Genomic DNA, 16,367 nt, shown 5'->3' on the forward strand with positions numbered 1-16,367 from the left:
AGCGGGCTGCGCTAACGTCCAGAGCGCGTGGAGAGCATGGGCTTCTTCTCCCAGTTCTTGTACGCCGTCGTTGAAAATCGGGCCATTACGCGGCGCACATATTGCTCCACGACATCACCTTCACCCTCGTTGAGCAGATCGATGATGCGCTGATGCGCTTCGAGATCTCTTCCCCAGGCCCCTGTCCCTTGTCCGCTTGCGATCAGACGGATTCGCACGAAGGCAAAGAATGGCAGGAGCACCCGCCGGGCGTGGTCAACGATGTAGCTGTTCCCCGACAACCGGCACAGTTCAAGATGGAAGGCCAGATCGCTATCCAGAAGATCCTCTCCTTTGTCGCGTGTGGCTGCGACTCGCATAGCCGCCAGCGCTCGCTCCAGCAACCCGGTATCCGGCTTTTTCTCCGCAGCGAGGCGCGCTGCTACTCCCTCAAGCGCTCCTCGGAGGGCGTAGAGGTCAAGCACGTCTTCTTCGCTGAAGCTCACCACCCGGGCGCTGCGGCCGGCAGCCTTCGTAACAAATCCTTCCTGCGCCAGGATGTTGATTGCCTCGCGAATTGAACCTTGAGCGACACTGAACTTGCGCGCCCATGTCCCCTCCACGATCCGCACTCCCGGCAGCAGGGCGCCATTTACGATCTCCTGACGTAGTGAACTGGCAAGCTCATACTTGATGAGCGTTTCACCAGACGGGTCTGCTTGTTTAGGTTTTCGCATAGGCGCTTATACTTGCAAGCCAGAGCGTACAGTAGCCGAATCGGTGGCGTCAACGAGCACTTAAGCACTTGAACGTTCCGCAAAGGAGAATTTATGAAGCGATATGGAATGGCAATCAGGCTTCGTCCCGAGGCTGAAGCGTCTTACAAGACCCACCATCGGGCTGTCTGGCCAGAGGTCCTGGAGCGCATCGCAGCCTGCAACATCCACAACTATTCGATCTTTCTGCATGCCGGAACCCTTTTTGCCTATTTCGAATATGTCGGGCAAGACTATAAGGCCGATATGCAGAAAATGGCCGCCGATCCGAAGACCCAGGAGTGGTGGGCCATCATGGACCCGATGCAGGAGCCACTAGCGACCCACGGCGAAGGAGAATGGTGGACGGCACTGGAGGAAGTGTTCCATACAGATTAGGAGCTAATGAGCGCTCAGATTTGTGATGGGTAGGGAGTTCCCGAATCGAATCCTGAACTTTGGCTTGCAACTTGACAGATATGTGAGCGACAAACTACCGTTCCATTCAAATGAGCGCTCAAATGTTTGATCGTCGCCGATTTCTCCAAACTGGTGTTGCCACAGCTAGTTTGCCTTTTCTTCCTCGTCCCGCCTTCGGCAGCACCTTGGAAGATGAGCACACCGCCTGGTTCCGCGAGGCGAAGTTCGGGATGTTTATCCACTGGGGTCCATACTCGCTCCGAAGCGTCGAGGCGTCCTGGCCGATTATGCAGCCAGGGAACTGGCAGATCTCGGAAGCTGAGTACCGCGCTCTGCCACAGCGCTTCAATCCAGTTCACTACGATCCCGACCACTTCATTGACCTGGCTCGCACCGCAGGTCAGGAGTACATGGTCTTCACGACAAAACATCACGACGGCTTCTGCATGTTCGACTCTTCCTATACGGACTACAAGATCACCAACACGCCGTACAAGAAGGACATCGTCAAGCAGTTGTCAGATGCTTGCGCGCGTCGCAATATGAAGCTCGGCTTCTATTATTCGCCACCTGACCTTCATCATCCCGGTTTTCGGGATACCACCAAGCTCGCTCGCGACAACTGGAACGGACAGCCGGAACGTCCCGAGTGGTCTTCCTATCTTGCCTATATGCAACTCCAACTTACAGAACTCCTCACGCGATATGGTGATGTCCGGGTTGTTTGGTTTGACGGCCTAAACCATCAGGAGAAGTACGACGGTCAGCGATTCCTTGACCTGATCCATAAGCTTCAGCCGCCTACCCTCATCAATGACCGCATCGGTCTCACCGCTGATTATGTGACCCCGGAGCAGTTTATTCCTAAGTCCATTCCCACCAAAGATGTTCGTATGCGTGGAGCCGACTCCAGCATCCAGGGAGAATTCAAGGGTGGCGTACCCTCGTCGGCCGACTTCCAGCTTTGGGAAACGTGCATGACGATTAATGAAACCTGGGCCTACAACATCCATGACACCAAGTTCAAGTCGACGCAGGATCTTGTCCGCGGTCTTGTCGAGGTGACGAGCCGGGGTGGCAACTTCCTTCTCAACATTGGCCCGCAGCCGGATGGGCTCATTCAGCCAGAGTTTCAGGAGCGCCTGCAGGGAATTGGAGAATGGATGGCGCTCAATGGCGAGTCGATCTACGGCACCACGTTTGGACCCATCCAGGGTGAGGTAGCTTATCGCACCACGACGAAGCGCAACGATATTTTCGTTCATGTCTTCGACTGTCCGTCCGGTCCTCTGCAAATCAAGGGGATTAAGCCGAAGATTCAGTCTGCTCACATGCTTGCCACCGGACAGCCAATCACGTTCCAGCAGGCTGATGGAGAAGTTCGACTCACGCTTCCGGCGCAGGCCCCCGGTAAGCATGTCCATGTGATTCGCGTTATCACGTCGTAACGTCTGTTCGCATGTTGTCTGGAGTCTTGACGTATCTACGCAAGGACTCCAGATCTACATGCTGAAGCTTGTACACCTTGGACTTATTGCTTTAGAGACATGGACACTGCAATGATCTTCACCGGTAGAGGCGTGCCTTTGTAGAAGGGTTCGGGCGGTGTCACCTCAACGCGTTGATCGCCGCCGGTACGCGCGGAGCCGGCTGTGATGGGGATATCTCCCGTCCAGACGCCCTCTCCGCTGCCAGCTTCCAGGAGCACCTGTCTATGCTGGCCTCCAATCAGAAGGGTCATTGTTCCAGCGGTCGCAACCTTGTTATAGTGGACGGCCACCTGGTATGTTCCAGGCTTGGAGGCGATCCACCAGCGAAGTTTGTAGAGGGTTGCAGGAGCTTCGTAGCCGCGTCCGTTGTAGTTGAAAAATGAGTCTGCCTTATCGGGTGGCAACGTCATCTCGCCCTTCGAATCGGGGCGAATGGTTTGGGCTGGCGTGATGTTGAAGCTTCCTGTAAACGGAACCACTACCACTGGCAAGAACTCGGTGGATGCTTGCTTCAGTAAGTCGGCGACTTCCACTGTTGCCCCTTCGGGGGATAAGTCAACACTTCCTGAACGGAGTCTTTCATGACCGAGAAGGTACGGTTGTCCAAGATGAGTTCCAGGCGCAACGCCTGGAAGGAGGAGTTTGCCATCGGCAGGGAGAGACTTTACGAAGAGGTATAGGTGAGTTTTACCGAGAGTCGCATATCCGAAATTCAGGTTCTGAAATGGTGAACCTCCGGGCACATCATTCGGTGAGCCAAAGATAGCCGCACCGTTCGCCTTGACCCAACTGCCCATCCCCTGAAGCACCTGCGATTCAAACGGAACGACGGAGCCATCTCCCTTCGGCCCAATGTTCAGAATGTAGTTGCCGCCACCGCTTACTACCGTGACCAACTCGAGTATCTTCTCGTGGACCTTGTCTGCAACCTCGCCATGCTTCTGCCAGGAGCGGTAACCCCACGTCTCGCCGTAGATCGAGGCCGGAGTCTGCCACGGCTCGTCGATCGCAAATTTCGGAACCTCGTTATCGCCCATGACGGTAAAGTCACCCTGGTAGTTGAAGACGCGTCCCGAGACCATCGTCGCGGGCTGAAGCCGATGAACCGTTTGCGCAAAGCTTTGACTCTGCTCTGGCGTAGGCTTGCCCATATCGAACCAGATCTCACTGAGCGGGCCGTAGCCTGTGAGCAATTCGGTCAACTGTGCACGGTTGAACTTTGCGTGATCGTCGGAGATGGGGTTGCTGTTTCCCTCGATGTACGGGCTACCCGTTGGGGCATGCCAATCGATCGTCGAGTAATACACCCCGAACTTGAGACCTCCCCGTGCACAGGCCTCTGATAGTTGTTTGACTACATCTTTGTGATACGGCGTGCCTTCAACGATGTTGAAGTCGGACTGCTTCGTCGCAAACATGCTGAAGCCGTCATGATGCTTTGCAGTCACCACGATGAAGCGCATTCCTGCCGCCTTAGCCAATGCGACGATCGCGTCGGCATCAAAGTTTGCAGGATTAAAGCTGCTGGCAAGCTTTGCGTACTGATCACGAGGAATTGGTGCGTTCGCCATGATCTGCTCGCTGTATCCATTGTCGATCTGCTTGCCTTGCCAGACGCCGCCAAGCTCCGAGTAAAGTCCAAAGTGAATGAACATGCCGAAGCGCCGCGACTTCCATCCCTGAATCGTCGCCGCACTGGGCCGAGGTTGACTGAGAGGAAGTGGCTTCGTCTGGTCGACGACTGGCTGCTGGCTGAAGCTGGAGTTCAAGGTTGCTGCAAGGAGACCAGTAAGAAGAGCGCAACGGAAAAACGTCTGGTTCAAGGAGACCTCATAATGATGCCGAGTAGTGCTTCTCCTCAAGGCTACACTCGCGCTGAAGATCTATGGATTAGAACTGAAGCAAATCGTACCAAATCACGATCTTGTCGTCGGTATTGATGCCCAGATTTTTTCGCAGTGTTAGCCGGGGGTGCAAGTGGAGACTGACGCTGTTCATTCAGTATCATTAGGAGTAGGCCGGAATTCGGCCGTGAATTGAGACAACTTTGACCAGCAAGAAGGCTTCGCCTGAGGCCGCCCCAGAACAAGCGCCATCGCGTCGGAATCGCGGAAAGACCGTTCGTCGTAGTCTCGTTGAAGCAAGTGAGGCCCAGGATGCGGCACTTCTTGCTCGCGAACTCCGCACCTCGCAAACTCAGCAGGAACTTGCCGTAATCGTCGTGGTCGAGTTCACCGGCGAACTGCGCAAGCGCAAGCAGCTTACCGCAGCGGCTCGACTTGCCCGCACCGCGGCTGCCGTCGTGGCTGGCGAAGAAGACCTTTTTGAGGATGTGGCGGCCTCCACGCTCGACCTGGACGCGAGCCGTGCGGAGTTCGAAGAACTGGCGCGATCAGCCGGTGCGACGATCGCCGCGACTCTCGTACAACGACGGCAGAAACCAGATCCCTCCAGCCTCGTCGGTCAAGGCAAGCTCGACGAGATTGTTGAGGTGGTAGCTTCCGCCAACGCCTCGCTTGTTCTCTTCGATCACGATCTTACGCCTTCGCAGCTCCGCAATATCGAATCGCGACTACCTTGTCACGTGATCGACCGTTCGCAACTCATCCTCGATATCTTCGCTCGGCACGCCCGGACTCGCGAAGGTCAGCTTCAGGTCGAACTCGCGCAGCTTGAATACCAACTGCCCCGCCTCGCTGGCCGTGGTCGCGCCATGTCGCAGCTTGGTGGCGGCATCGGGACCCGCGGTCCGGGTGAGACGCAACTCGAGACCGATCGTCGCAAGATCAACCTTCGCATCGACCATATCAAGACTCAACTCGATGATGTTCGACGCATTCGTCATCAGCAGCGACAGCGCCGCGAGGCAGTCCCAGTTCCCGTGGTCGCACTCGTCGGCTATACCAACGCTGGTAAGAGCACCCTGTTCAATGCGCTCACTGAAGCAGGCGTTCTTGAATCGGCCCGGATGTTTGCTACGCTCGACCCAAAGCTCCGGCAGTTGCAGCTTCCATCTCGCCGCAAGATTCTGCTCTCCGACACTGTTGGCTTCATCCGCAACCTTCCCCACACTCTGGTTACGAGCTTTCGCGCCACACTGGAAGAGGTGGAGCGAGCCGAGATTCTTCTCCATGTGCAGGACGCTGCCAGCCCCATGCGCGAGGAGCAGAAAACTCAGGTGGAGAAGGTCTTAGCCGAGCTTGCCGTCTCAACCAAGCCTGTTGTCCAGGTCTTGAACAAGATAGATCTTGTCCCAGCTCAGGAACTCGCCCACCTTTCACGCGATCGAGAAGCGATTCCAGTTTCTTCGCTTCAGCACACTGGGTTGGAAAAGCTTCTGATTGCGATCGATGCCGCCCTTGTTGTCGACCCGTTGATCGAATCCAGCTTCCGGCTACCGCAGTCCGAAGGATCTATCCTTGCTTCTCTTGAAGGAGGAGCGATTATCGAGGAGAAACGCTTCGAAGGAAACCTTGTTTTTCTCAGAGCCCGCGGACCAGCATCTCTTCTGAACCGGTATCGTCGCTTTCGTGAGAAACATAGTCTTTCTGACTCGACCGTACAGGCGAGGCATACCTGAGCCTATTGGCCTCGGATGTCGAGTAAAAGCCTCGGCCAGCGAGTATGCAGACCTACCGCTCACCGAGGCCTACACGGAGGGCCTGACCCTATGGCAAGACAGGCTCGGTGGCGAAGGCGTAATCGTTATAACCAATCGAGTCGAAGGTGTAGAAGGTGTTGCGATCGTGTCGTGAGAGTAAGCCCTTGCTTGATGCGAAATGGCAGGTGGGGATTTGCAATGAAATGGCGACCGAACGCGACTGCATCCGCGATGCCACTTTCAACAGCTATCTCTGCAGTGTCCGGCTCAAAACCGCCAGCCGCTACGATCTTGCCCTTGAAGACCTTTCTTAACTGCTCTGTCGCGACAGGTGCCTGGCCGTCATTGATCGTAGTGTTTCCCTTCACACGCGGCTCCACGATATGGAGATACGCGAGGCCGAAGCTATTCAGATGGTCGGCGACATAGGTAAAGAGCGGGGAAGGCACTCCATGACCTTTTCAGGGCTGACGGAGGTTCGCAGTCGAAGGTGCCTTCTCATCCTTTAGGTTGAACACTGAACCCACCTTCAGTAAAGACTCTGTGAATTACAGAGCTACTGCAAAAAGGGGATTGACATTGCCATCCATACTCCACTACAAGTGGGCGTTCCGAAAAAGCAAGTTTAGTTGTCGGCAACGATAAGAAGATCGCTCACTGAGCATTGTTCCACTTGGAGGCTACACATGCGATTTAGATATTTGTTGCTCCCCAGTATTGTCCTGGGGAGTGTGATTGGACTATTTCCTGCAAGTCTATCTGCGCAGTCGGACAGTTCTTCGCTTTCAGGAGCGGTTTCTGATAAATCGGGAGCGTTACTGCCGAACGCAAAGATCACGATACGAAACAATGCCACTGGCGCTGAACAAGTTATTACCACCAATGAGAGCGGTAACTTCACGGTCCCAAGTGTGCAAACTGGTATTTACACTGTTCGCGTTGAGGCGAATGGCTTCCAGTCAGCGTTGTTAAACGATGTGCACGTTGATCCGAGTATTGGTAAGCGCGTCGATTTTAGCTTGAAAGTCGGAGAGTCATCGTCGACGGTGACTGTCGAAGCTAACGCGAATACAGTGCAGACGGAAAGCGCATCGGTGGGGCAGCTCGTCACTCAAGAGCAGGTGAAGAGCATTCAACTCAACGGACGCAACCCCCTCTATCTATCGCAACTTGAACCTGGCGTCGTGCGTAATGCCTCAATGGCCTCGTTCGCTTTCGGCCTGGACAACGGAGTCAACATTGGCGGTGCCCGGAGCCAGGAGAGCCTGATCACTATCGATGGTGCCCCGGCCGTTCGCACACGATCCAATGGAACCAGTGTCGGTGTAGCAGACGTAGATTCCACCTCCCAAGTACAGATCCTGACAAACAGCTACCAGGCAGAGTACGGACGCACCTCCGGCGGCCAGGTTCGTATCGTGCCGAGAAGCGGTACCAGTACCTTTCATGGATCGGCCTACGAGTACTTTCGCAATACAGTTCTCAACGCAAACACCTGGCAGCGCAAGCTTCCAACGAATGCAGCTAATATTCGGAATAAACCACCAGGCTTCCGTTTCAATCAGTATGGATGGAATCTTAACGGACCAGTCTTCATCCCCGGTCATTTTAACCAGGACAGAAGAAAGCTCTTCTTTCTAGCTGGGCAGGAGTACCTGAAGTACAACAATGATGACACCGTATTTCGCAGAGTTCCGACAGAACTGATGCGCGTTGGAAATTTCAGCGAGCTACTGGCTCCAAATATCTTCTACGGCGGGACAAGTCAAATCGTAAACCCCACAACGGGAGCAGCATACGCCGGTAATGTTATCCCTGCGTCTGACCTAAGCGCCAACGGACTTGCACTGCTTCGAGCTTTTCCCGATCCGAACGCAGCGGGTTCGAACTACAACTGGGTAGATGCAGCAACAGAGCAACAGACTCAACGCAAAGATTCGCTGGTTATCGACTTCGTTCCCTTTGAGGCACATCGGATACGATTCTCAGTGCTGAACTACAACTACCACGACTACACCCCGCACTACGGCAACTTTAATCGCAATCCACGCATATTCATTCGCCCAAATCAAATTGGTGTTTTGCACTATGAGTGGACTGTGTCGCCGTCCCTGATTAACGAGTTTGTTGCGTCTGCTGCTGCAGACCACGTCACGATCAACATCGACACCTCCAGCGGCCTCTACGACCGAACAAAGTACGGGATCAACTATCCCTACCTCTATTCCGCCGCAACCAAGACAATACCAAACAAGATTCCTACGATTAGCCTTCCGAACTTCGATCTTCTTGACGGCGGCCCCTACCCATCGCACTCCGGCGGTATCGTTTACAACGCTGCCGATAACGTCACAAAGGTATTCGGCAACCACACCTTCAAGGCCGGCTTCAATTTTGAGTACGCGGGCGAGAATAACTTTGACCAGATCACGGTCTCGAACACTCCTGGTTCAACCAACAATCAAAATGGGAAGTTCACCTTTACAGATAGCCGCACCGGCGGCACGACTACGAAGATCGGTGTTGCGAACGCAGCTGAAGGCCTTTTCGATAGCTACGGAGAGATCGGTCAGCGTTCGTACACGCTCTATCGCAGTACTATGTACGAGGGCTTTCTCCAGGATCAATGGCGCGCCACACCTAAGCTTGTTATCGAAGCGGGTCTCCGATACAGCTTCTTCAATCCCTACTACGCAAAGTGGGGTAACCAGTCAGTCTTCGATCCGTCAGCTTACAATCCTGCGAATGCCGTCACTGTTAATCCTGTCACTGACGTAGTGACAGGTGGCGATCGTTATAACGGAGTTGTCATCCCGGGCAGCGGATTTCCATCGAGTGCAGCAGGACACGTCGATCCCACCATCCTCGCCGGCTTCCAAAATCTGTTTCGTGGATTCAGCAATGCTTACTCTCCAACCGTCAAGAGTGACATTCAGCCTCGTGTTGGGTTCACCTACCAGGTGACGCCCTCTATGGTTGTTCGTGCTGGTGGCGGACGGTATGTGCAGCGGCTCGGCATTACCGATAACGTCTTCACAGGTGGCAACGCGCCGTTCCAACCCTCATCCACCGTCAGCCTTGGACAGGCAAACAGCCCCGGCGGTGTAGGAGCGAACAATTTCCCATTCAACTACTCTTCGCAGGCCTTCAACTATCCGAGTCCTGAGGCATACAACTGGAATCTTACAATTGAACAAGAGCTTCCGGCCCTTGGAGTCTTCTCGATGTCCTATGCGGGACGCCGCGGCCTCCACCTGGAAGGGCTCATCAATCTAAACCAACTGCCGCTTGGCACCACGCTACAGACTGCGAACAAGGGTGTCGCAACCGACGCCCTGCGGCAGTATAAGGGCTTCTCGAATATCAACCAGGCGACCAATGGTGGCTCGTCGATGTACAACGCGCTGCAACTCAACCTGCGGCGCCGTCTGAGCAAGGGTCTGCTCTTCGGCGTTGCTTATACCTGGTCGAACAGCACTGACTTCGGATCGTCGAACGGCACGCAACTTCCTAATGCCTTCGACAAGTCGACTTACTATGGTCGGAGTGATTTCAACATCCGCCATGTCTTTGTTTCGAACTTCGTCTACAACATCGATCAGTTCAACCACTCCAGCCACCTGATCAATCGCGCAACTCTTGGCAACTGGCAGTTCTCCGGCACGCTACAGGCGCAGACTGGTCCTCCTCTGAATGTGTCTCTCGGTAATGACTTTGCAGGTGTCGGCACTGGCTCGGGGACGCAGTTGTATCGGCATACCGCTCCAGTCGTCACGAGTAAAGCGTTTGCAGGCCAGACTAGTACGGCTACCTGGTTCAATACGTCCGTCTTCGCAGCCCCTCTTCCTGGAACATTCGCGCCGCGTGGATCTCGCAATCAGATCGACGGGCCGGGCTTTCAGAACTACAGCTTCGCCCTTAACAAGACATTTCATCCGTTCGAACGGCTGCAGAATCACACGGTTGTGTTTCGTGGAGAAGGCTTCAACGTCCTCAATCATCCAACAGCGGACAATCCGGATACCAATCCAACCTCCGGAACATTCGGTCAGAGCAAGACCAAGGGTGGTACTTACGGCGCTGACCGTCAGTTCCAGTTCAGTCTTCGTTATGCGTTCTAAGCGTTAGCTGCTTGTCACTGTCGTACTAAAGGCCCCTGCCATGATGAGAGGGGCCTTTTCGGGTCAATGCCAGGAACATAACTATCGGCCCATGTGTCTCAAATGCGCGCCTCAATTGCCTCAAGTAACGCAATTGCTTCCGCCTGAAAGCCTTCTGCCTGCTCCTGGTTGCAAACGAGAACCCGACGGTCATTCCTGCGCAACCACTATTGGCACCCCGAACTACGCTGATGCCGCAAAATAATTGACATATGTCGAGTCCAACGCTGCTCATGCTCCTTGAGGTCGTCCTTGTCGTTTAGCATGATCTTTATGGCACATGAGATAGCAAAGCTACTTGCGGCACGTCGCGCACTCAGCTTTATCGAAGATGGGATGGCCGTCGGCCTGGGTACGGGGTCGACAGCCACCCTCTTCATCAGAGAACTCGGGGAGCGAGTCCGAACCGGCCTACATGTTCGCTGCATTGCTTCCTCCAAGGCAAGTGAGGAACTAGCCACTTCGCTTGGGATTACTCTAACGAACTTTGAGGAATGCCCTTACCTTGATGTAGCGGTAGACGGCGCAGACGAGGTAGCACCTGGCCTGGCTTTGATTAAGGGTGGTGGCGGTGCGCTCCTGCGAGAAAAGATTGTGGCGAGCGCCGCGAAGAAGTTCATTGTTGTTGCAGATAAGAGCAAAGTTGTTGATCACCTCGGCGGATTTCCGGTGCCAGTCGAAGTAATCCAAATGGCTTGTCCGCTCGTTATGCGGAGCCTATCTGATCTTGGCTTCGAGGTACTTCCACGTAGGACCTCTGCTGGTGGTTATTACATCACCGACGAAGGCAACTTCATCTTGGATTGTAAGAACGGGCCAATTGCCGATCCGCGAATGTTGGCCGACAAGATACGTGCCATGGTGGGTGTTGTGGAACATGGCTTATTTCTGGGGATGGCGACAGTCGCGCTCATCGCCGACGAGGATCAGCTCGTCGAGCGCACGTCGTAGTCGGTATGAAGCAAATGAGCTGCTGGATTATCCAGCAGCTCATTCGATCGCAGACCGGAATATCTGTCGAGGGTTAGTGGTTCTCAACCGGGGTGGCTGATTTCGGTCGCGGAGCAAAGCTACTCCACCGATATGCTTCTGCGTCATTCGGACCAGGTTTTGCTGTCCACAGATCAGCGCTCATACCATTCAGATCGTAGACAATCTTGCCGTCCTTGATGGTCAACTCGCAAGAGAGCTTATGCTTTCCATGGAGTCGCTTGTCGATCATGTCCGTGAACCCGAAGTTGCCTGCCTCCAGGCGAAGCACAGCTATATCTGCAATGGAACCTTCTGACAGGTTGCCTAGTTCGTCATGGCGAATCTCATGTGCCGGATGGGAGGTCATCTCGGCTACAACCTCCTTGAGCGGGACGCCTATAGCGAGGATTTTGTCAGCTACGTTAAGTTCATCCTTCATGCCCGAGTTCATGCTAGTGATGTGAAGATCGGTAGAGATGGAATCAGGGATAAAACCCGCTTTGATCATCGGGACGGCTAGGGACCACTTAAAGCTTCCGCCTCCTTGGCCAACGTCGAAGTAGATGCCGCGCTTCCGACCTTCGATCATGGCCTTGCTTGGGCCAAGAGTGGTGAGGTCCTGCTCCTGGCGAATGCCAGAGTACATGTGGGTGTAGATGTCACCGGGGCGAATCTTCTGAGTCATGAGATCATAGATCGGCCGCGTCGGACGATCTACGCCAAAATCCACCATAACTGGAATGTTGGCCTTGGTTCCGGCGATAACTGCCTGCTCCACCGGTGTCCATTCGGGACCTGCGAAGTGCGCCGTTTTGATTCCGACGATGGTCTGAGGGTATTTGAGAGCCATGGCTGCTGTAGCCTCACCATCCATGTCACTCGTGTTGTTTTCGTAGAGCGCTCCGCGCATACCGGAGCCCACAATATTCAGCATCGCGAAGACCCGCGTCTTTGACCGGTCGATAATGCGATCTTTGAAGTCTTCAAAGTTACGCCATCCGGAACAGCCCGCATCGACAACGGTTGTGACGCCGACACGAAAGGTGAAGCCGTCCGGCGGGACGCTGTTATCGCCCGCGTAGGAGTTGCGCTCGCCTGTGCCGGCGTAGACGTGGACGTGAATATCAATCAGACCAGGCGTGACATAAAGCCCTTTTGCATCAATGGTCTTCAAGGCATCGGTCGAAGGAATATGTGCCGCCACCTTGGCGATCTTCCCATCTTTGATAGCCACATCCATCAGCGCATCGATGTGATTCTTATCATCGAGTACGTGACCACCGCGGAGTACAAGATCGTAAGCCGGTGCTGCAGACTGCGCGAAGAGGCCGCTAGTTGCGAAGAAAAGAAACGCAGCCGAGCCGACGATAATTCTTCGAATTGATGTGCGAGGCTTGGAACTCCTGACTTCGGACTTCTGGGACATGTTTCTCCAATCGGCTAATTCGTTCTATATGCTGTGCATCATCGTTTAGGCGCGCGCAGCCTTCCAAGAAGCTTCGCCGTATTCGCCCAAGTGGACGGTCCCGCTCATACTGTTCCCCTGAACGGTGCCGCGGAAGTTCCAAGGGACGGAGTTCCCGCTGACCGCCATGCTGCTGTGCAGTTCGATCTCATTGGCATGGATCGAACCCTGAAGGGCTGTCTTGTAGAGCTCGCCCTGCTGCACGCCTGTAAGCGTATTTCCTGTTTGATCAAGAGTGAAGTGTTGCTCGCCCATTCCGCGGGAATATTGGATCGACACTGCCCATGTGCCTTTCACCGTCGCCGGCGTACCCGCGGGCACGAGCGGATTCTCGTACTTGCCAGGCTTAGTCAACCCTTCGTAGATGGCATCGGCGATAATGCGTTCTTCGCCCGGGTCCATCATGTAGGGCATGATCGTGAGGGTGCTAGCCATCTTGTCCGGCCGTGTGCCGGTACCGCCGTCGACAAGGATGCGCGGGGTTCCGGCATCAAGGCGCGCGAACATCTCCGTGCCCGTAATCTTGAGAACGTTAGCGTCCCAGTGAATGCGGAGACGTGGTGAGCGATTAGAAAGATCTTCCGGCTGCAGGTATTCAGTGGTGATCGAGGGAACACTCTTCACGCGGGATTCGATGAACTGTAGCCAGGAGAGCCATTCGCGCTGCTCGGCAGCATGATCACGCTTGTACCACTGGCGAACGGCGGCCAGCAGCCCCATGATCTCTTCCTTGCTGCATTTGTAGGCGCGTCCGTAGTTATGGTGCGGTGCAGCTTGAAAGTACGCAGCTCGGCAGAGATCCTTCTGGCCGATGAGCATGCCGGAGGATTGTGGCCCGCGCATACATTTACCGCCTGAGTAGCCAACCAGTGTTGCGCCGTGCTGGATGTGAATGTTGGGGACGAGCGGCTCTTCGGCTGCGGCGTCAACGAAAACGGGGATGCCCTTCTCCTTGGCGATGGCGCAGATACTTGGAATACTCAGCGGACCACTCTCGGCAAGCGGGCTCGACAAGATGTAGATCATTGCGGTTCGTTCTGAGAGCTTACCGCGAAGCTCCTCAGCTGAATCGACCTCGACCACTTCGGCTCCAGTCATGCGAACGCCGAAGTCATAAGGGTTTCGGGAGTGCTTCGGTATGATGACCTGATCGCGACCCTTTATGTAGGGAAGCGCTTGCGACTTCTCCGGATCGGTTCCAGCAATGCATGCAATCGTGGCGAGAGCGATGGCGGCCTCACAGCCGGTCGTGGCGATGCCCCATTCGGCACCGGTAAGCTGGCCAAGTTCTTTGCCGACAGCATCCATTAGCTCGTCAAGGTGGACGAAGTAGAAGGACGCGTCGTACATAGCTTGTTTGACCTGGGGCAGGGAACGCGAGCCGCTGATGATGGTGAACGTACCGTGGCCGTTCACAATCGGCCGAACGCCAATACTCGTAAAGAGATTGTCGGAACTCGTCCCACTACGAGCCGGAAGCTTGTGAGTCGCAGCATCGGCTTGCATGAACGCGTTCGCCGCGAGTGGTGATGCAGCACTCGCAGCTCCCAGGGCAGAGATAATTCCGGATTGCTTAAGGACTTCGCGCCGTGACCAGCGTGTCGTGCGAAAGAGAGACATGGAGATGATGTTTCCTTTCCTTGAATCATGTTGAAGCTACTGCTGATTGGTCGATCTAGATGTAAGCGATCAGGTCGATCTCTACGAGTGAGTTGCCAGGGATGCCGCCCGCAGGGGCAATCGTGGTACGGACGGGAGGGATACTGCCCCAGCGACCACCGTAGACGGTATTCATCTTGGCCCAGTCATTGATGTCGTTCAGATACACGTTCACTTTGAGAACCTTCTCCATCGAAGAGCCAGCTCCGACGAGTGTCTTTTCTAATTCATCGAGAACATGCTTGGTATGCTCTTCTACCGTGCCTTTGAAATGCGCTCCCACTCCAGCGAGAAACAGCAGATTGCCAAACGAAACAGCGCTTGAAAACAAAGGTGCAGCGCCGGGTGCTACATCCGCGTTTGTCTTTACGGGGTACGACTTCTTCTCAAGTTTTCCGGAGGTTTGTGCTTCTGCTGCTGTGCCCAGCATCATCCCGCCCGTCGCGACTGCGGCGGCCTTGGCTGCATTCTTGAGTAGCCCTCTTCGTGATTGCTTTTCCATGACTAACTTCCTTTCGGCTTTCGAATCTTCGATAGAACGATGAAGTACTCAGGCCTTGGCTCTCGAGAGAGCGGCGTGGAGGTGACGACCGACGATCTCGGCTTCACCGGGCTGCAGCATCCACGTGCCTACGACGATAGTGTTCTGGTTGGAATGAGTGCCGAGACGGCCAGTCGATCCCGTTGCGGGATTGAGTTCAATCTGCGGACGTTGCGTGCGGAGAAGCTCCTGCACAGCCTGTGGCGTGATGCCAACTACAAGCGGATCATACGTAAGAATGAGGTGGGGAACACGGTTGGCGATCTCGGGCATAAAGATATCCGTTTGCATCGTTGGGATGTCTTTGACGAATTTGGCGATGATGTCCGCACGGCGCATGTACTCGGCCTGATTAGCCTCGTCGCTCTGCTCAAGCAGCCAATCGACGGCGGCGACCATGCCAACGATCTGCTCTTTCGCAACCTTCATACCACGACCAACTGCATCGGAGTTGGGGTTGTTGTTGGTGACAGCAAGATCTGTAAGGTGTTTCTTGCCGAGCAGGAGACCAGCGTTTTGTGGGCCGCGGATGCCTTTCCCACCTGAAAAGCAGACGAGATCGTAACCCATGCCGGTGTACTTCCAGAGGTTCTCAATCGGGGGCATATCAGCAGCGGCATCCATGTGGCAGGGGACATTATGCTGGTGAGCGACATCGAGCCACGTTTGACGATCGATCTCGCCATGCTCCGCAGAGTTGAAGAAATTTGTCATGATCGTCTTCGATGTGAATGCGCTTCTATAGTCATCGATTGTAACGACCTCTACGATCTTCACGCCACAAAGCAACATGGCGTGATCATACTCATATCGGTGAGCCTTCTGGACGATGACTTCGTTCTTTATCGTGCCTACATTCTCTGGGATTTGCTCCGGCGTGACTCCGTTTGCGGACATAATACAAGCTGCAGTGGCGAGGGTCAGCGCGGCGGATGCGCCTGATGTGACGACAGCTCCCTCGCAGCGGAGACGTTTTGCGAGGTACTCGCCAGAGGCCCGTTGTAAGTCCTTGAGAAAAACGGGATGAAGCGCGGCATGTGCCACAGCACGCTGCACCTGCGGAGGCATGACGGCGGCTGTGAGATAGGTGTACGTTCCAGCAGCATTAATGATGGTTTCGATACCAAGCTTTGCGTAGTAGTCATCCGCTGACGGAACTGTCTTCGGCCCCGCGGAAGCAAAGCTTTCAGCAGCCACAAGAGGAGAGATGGCGATCGATGCGAGCGCTACTTGTGATCCTGTAAGGAACTTGCGTCGAGACAGCTTGCTTGAATCAGTTCCAGAGACCATGACTAACCTCGTGCTGTAGATTCGCGAAGCAATAA

Annotated in this window: 12 protein-coding genes; 5 read left to right on the plus strand and 7 right to left on the minus strand. The window is 54.8% G+C overall.

Annotated features, from left to right (window positions below):
* Positions 1-11: 11 nt before the first annotated feature.
* Positions 12-716, minus strand: a complete 705-nt coding sequence (locus OHL20_RS14010) for a GntR family transcriptional regulator (protein ID WP_263383795.1) — start codon at positions 714-716, stop codon at positions 12-14.
* Positions 717-809: 93 nt separating this feature from the next.
* On the opposite strand from OHL20_RS14010, the gene OHL20_RS14015 reads away from it, so the two are divergent.
* Positions 810-1,133, plus strand: a complete 324-nt coding sequence (locus tag OHL20_RS14015; protein ID WP_263383796.1) for an L-rhamnose mutarotase — start codon at positions 810-812, stop codon at positions 1,131-1,133.
* A 122-nt stretch (positions 1,134-1,255) separates the two neighbouring features.
* Positions 1,256-2,602 carry an alpha-L-fucosidase gene (locus tag OHL20_RS14020; protein WP_263383797.1) on the plus strand — a complete coding sequence of 449 codons (1,347 nt, stop codon included), beginning with the start codon at positions 1,256-1,258 and terminating at the stop codon, positions 2,600-2,602.
* A gap of 83 nt (positions 2,603-2,685) precedes the next feature.
* Here OHL20_RS14020 and OHL20_RS14025 read toward each other — a convergent pair whose 3' ends face one another.
* Positions 2,686-4,467 carry an alpha-L-fucosidase gene (locus OHL20_RS14025; RefSeq protein WP_263383798.1) on the minus strand — a complete coding sequence of 594 codons (1,782 nt, stop codon included), beginning with the start codon at positions 4,465-4,467 and terminating at the stop codon, positions 2,686-2,688.
* A 224-nt stretch (positions 4,468-4,691) separates the two neighbouring features.
* Between OHL20_RS14025 and hflX the strand changes: the two genes are divergently transcribed.
* Positions 4,692-6,224 (plus strand): GTPase HflX, encoded by a 1,533-nt coding sequence (gene hflX, locus OHL20_RS14030; RefSeq protein ID WP_263383799.1) that lies wholly within the window; start codon positions 4,692-4,694, stop codon positions 6,222-6,224.
* 125 nt (positions 6,225-6,349) lie between these two features.
* Here hflX and OHL20_RS14035 read toward each other — a convergent pair whose 3' ends face one another.
* Positions 6,350-6,694 carry an oxidoreductase gene (locus OHL20_RS14035; RefSeq protein WP_263383800.1) on the minus strand — a complete coding sequence of 115 codons (345 nt, stop codon included), beginning with the start codon at positions 6,692-6,694 and terminating at the stop codon, positions 6,350-6,352.
* 237 nt (positions 6,695-6,931) lie between these two features.
* Between OHL20_RS14035 and OHL20_RS14040 the strand changes: the two genes are divergently transcribed.
* On the plus strand, positions 6,932-10,366 hold the full coding sequence (locus OHL20_RS14040) for a TonB-dependent receptor (RefSeq protein ID WP_263383801.1): 3,435 nt from the start codon (positions 6,932-6,934) through the stop codon (positions 10,364-10,366).
* A 312-nt stretch (positions 10,367-10,678) separates the two neighbouring features.
* On the plus strand, positions 10,679-11,356 hold the full coding sequence (gene rpiA / locus OHL20_RS14045) for a ribose-5-phosphate isomerase RpiA (protein ID WP_263383802.1): 678 nt from the start codon (positions 10,679-10,681) through the stop codon (positions 11,354-11,356).
* A gap of 73 nt (positions 11,357-11,429) precedes the next feature.
* Here the strand turns inward: rpiA and OHL20_RS14050 are convergent, their stop codons facing one another.
* Genes OHL20_RS14050 through OHL20_RS14065 form a run of 4 tightly spaced genes read right to left on the minus strand, consistent with a single transcriptional unit; the run spans position 11,430 to position 16,332 of the window.
* Positions 11,430-12,803 carry an amidohydrolase/deacetylase family metallohydrolase gene (locus OHL20_RS14050; protein WP_263383803.1) on the minus strand — a complete coding sequence of 458 codons (1,374 nt, stop codon included), beginning with the start codon at positions 12,801-12,803 and terminating at the stop codon, positions 11,430-11,432.
* Between the two features lie 45 nt (positions 12,804-12,848).
* Positions 12,849-14,462 (minus strand): PLP-dependent transferase, encoded by a 1,614-nt coding sequence (locus OHL20_RS14055; RefSeq protein WP_263383804.1) that lies wholly within the window; start codon positions 14,460-14,462, stop codon positions 12,849-12,851.
* Positions 14,463-14,517: 55 nt separating this feature from the next.
* Positions 14,518-15,003: a RidA family protein gene (locus tag OHL20_RS14060; protein WP_263383805.1), complete on the minus strand. Its 486-nt coding sequence runs from the start codon at positions 15,001-15,003 to the stop codon at positions 14,518-14,520.
* Between the two features lie 48 nt (positions 15,004-15,051).
* The gene (locus tag OHL20_RS14065; protein WP_263383806.1) at positions 15,052-16,332 is read right to left on the minus strand and encodes a selenocysteine synthase; all 1,281 of its coding nucleotides are present in this window, start codon (positions 16,330-16,332) and stop codon (positions 15,052-15,054) included.
* Positions 16,333-16,367: the final 35 nt, after the last annotated feature.

This window comes from Granulicella arctica (assembly GCF_025685605.1).
In the GTDB taxonomy this organism is placed as follows: Bacteria; Acidobacteriota; Terriglobia; order Terriglobales; family Acidobacteriaceae; genus Edaphobacter; species Edaphobacter arcticus.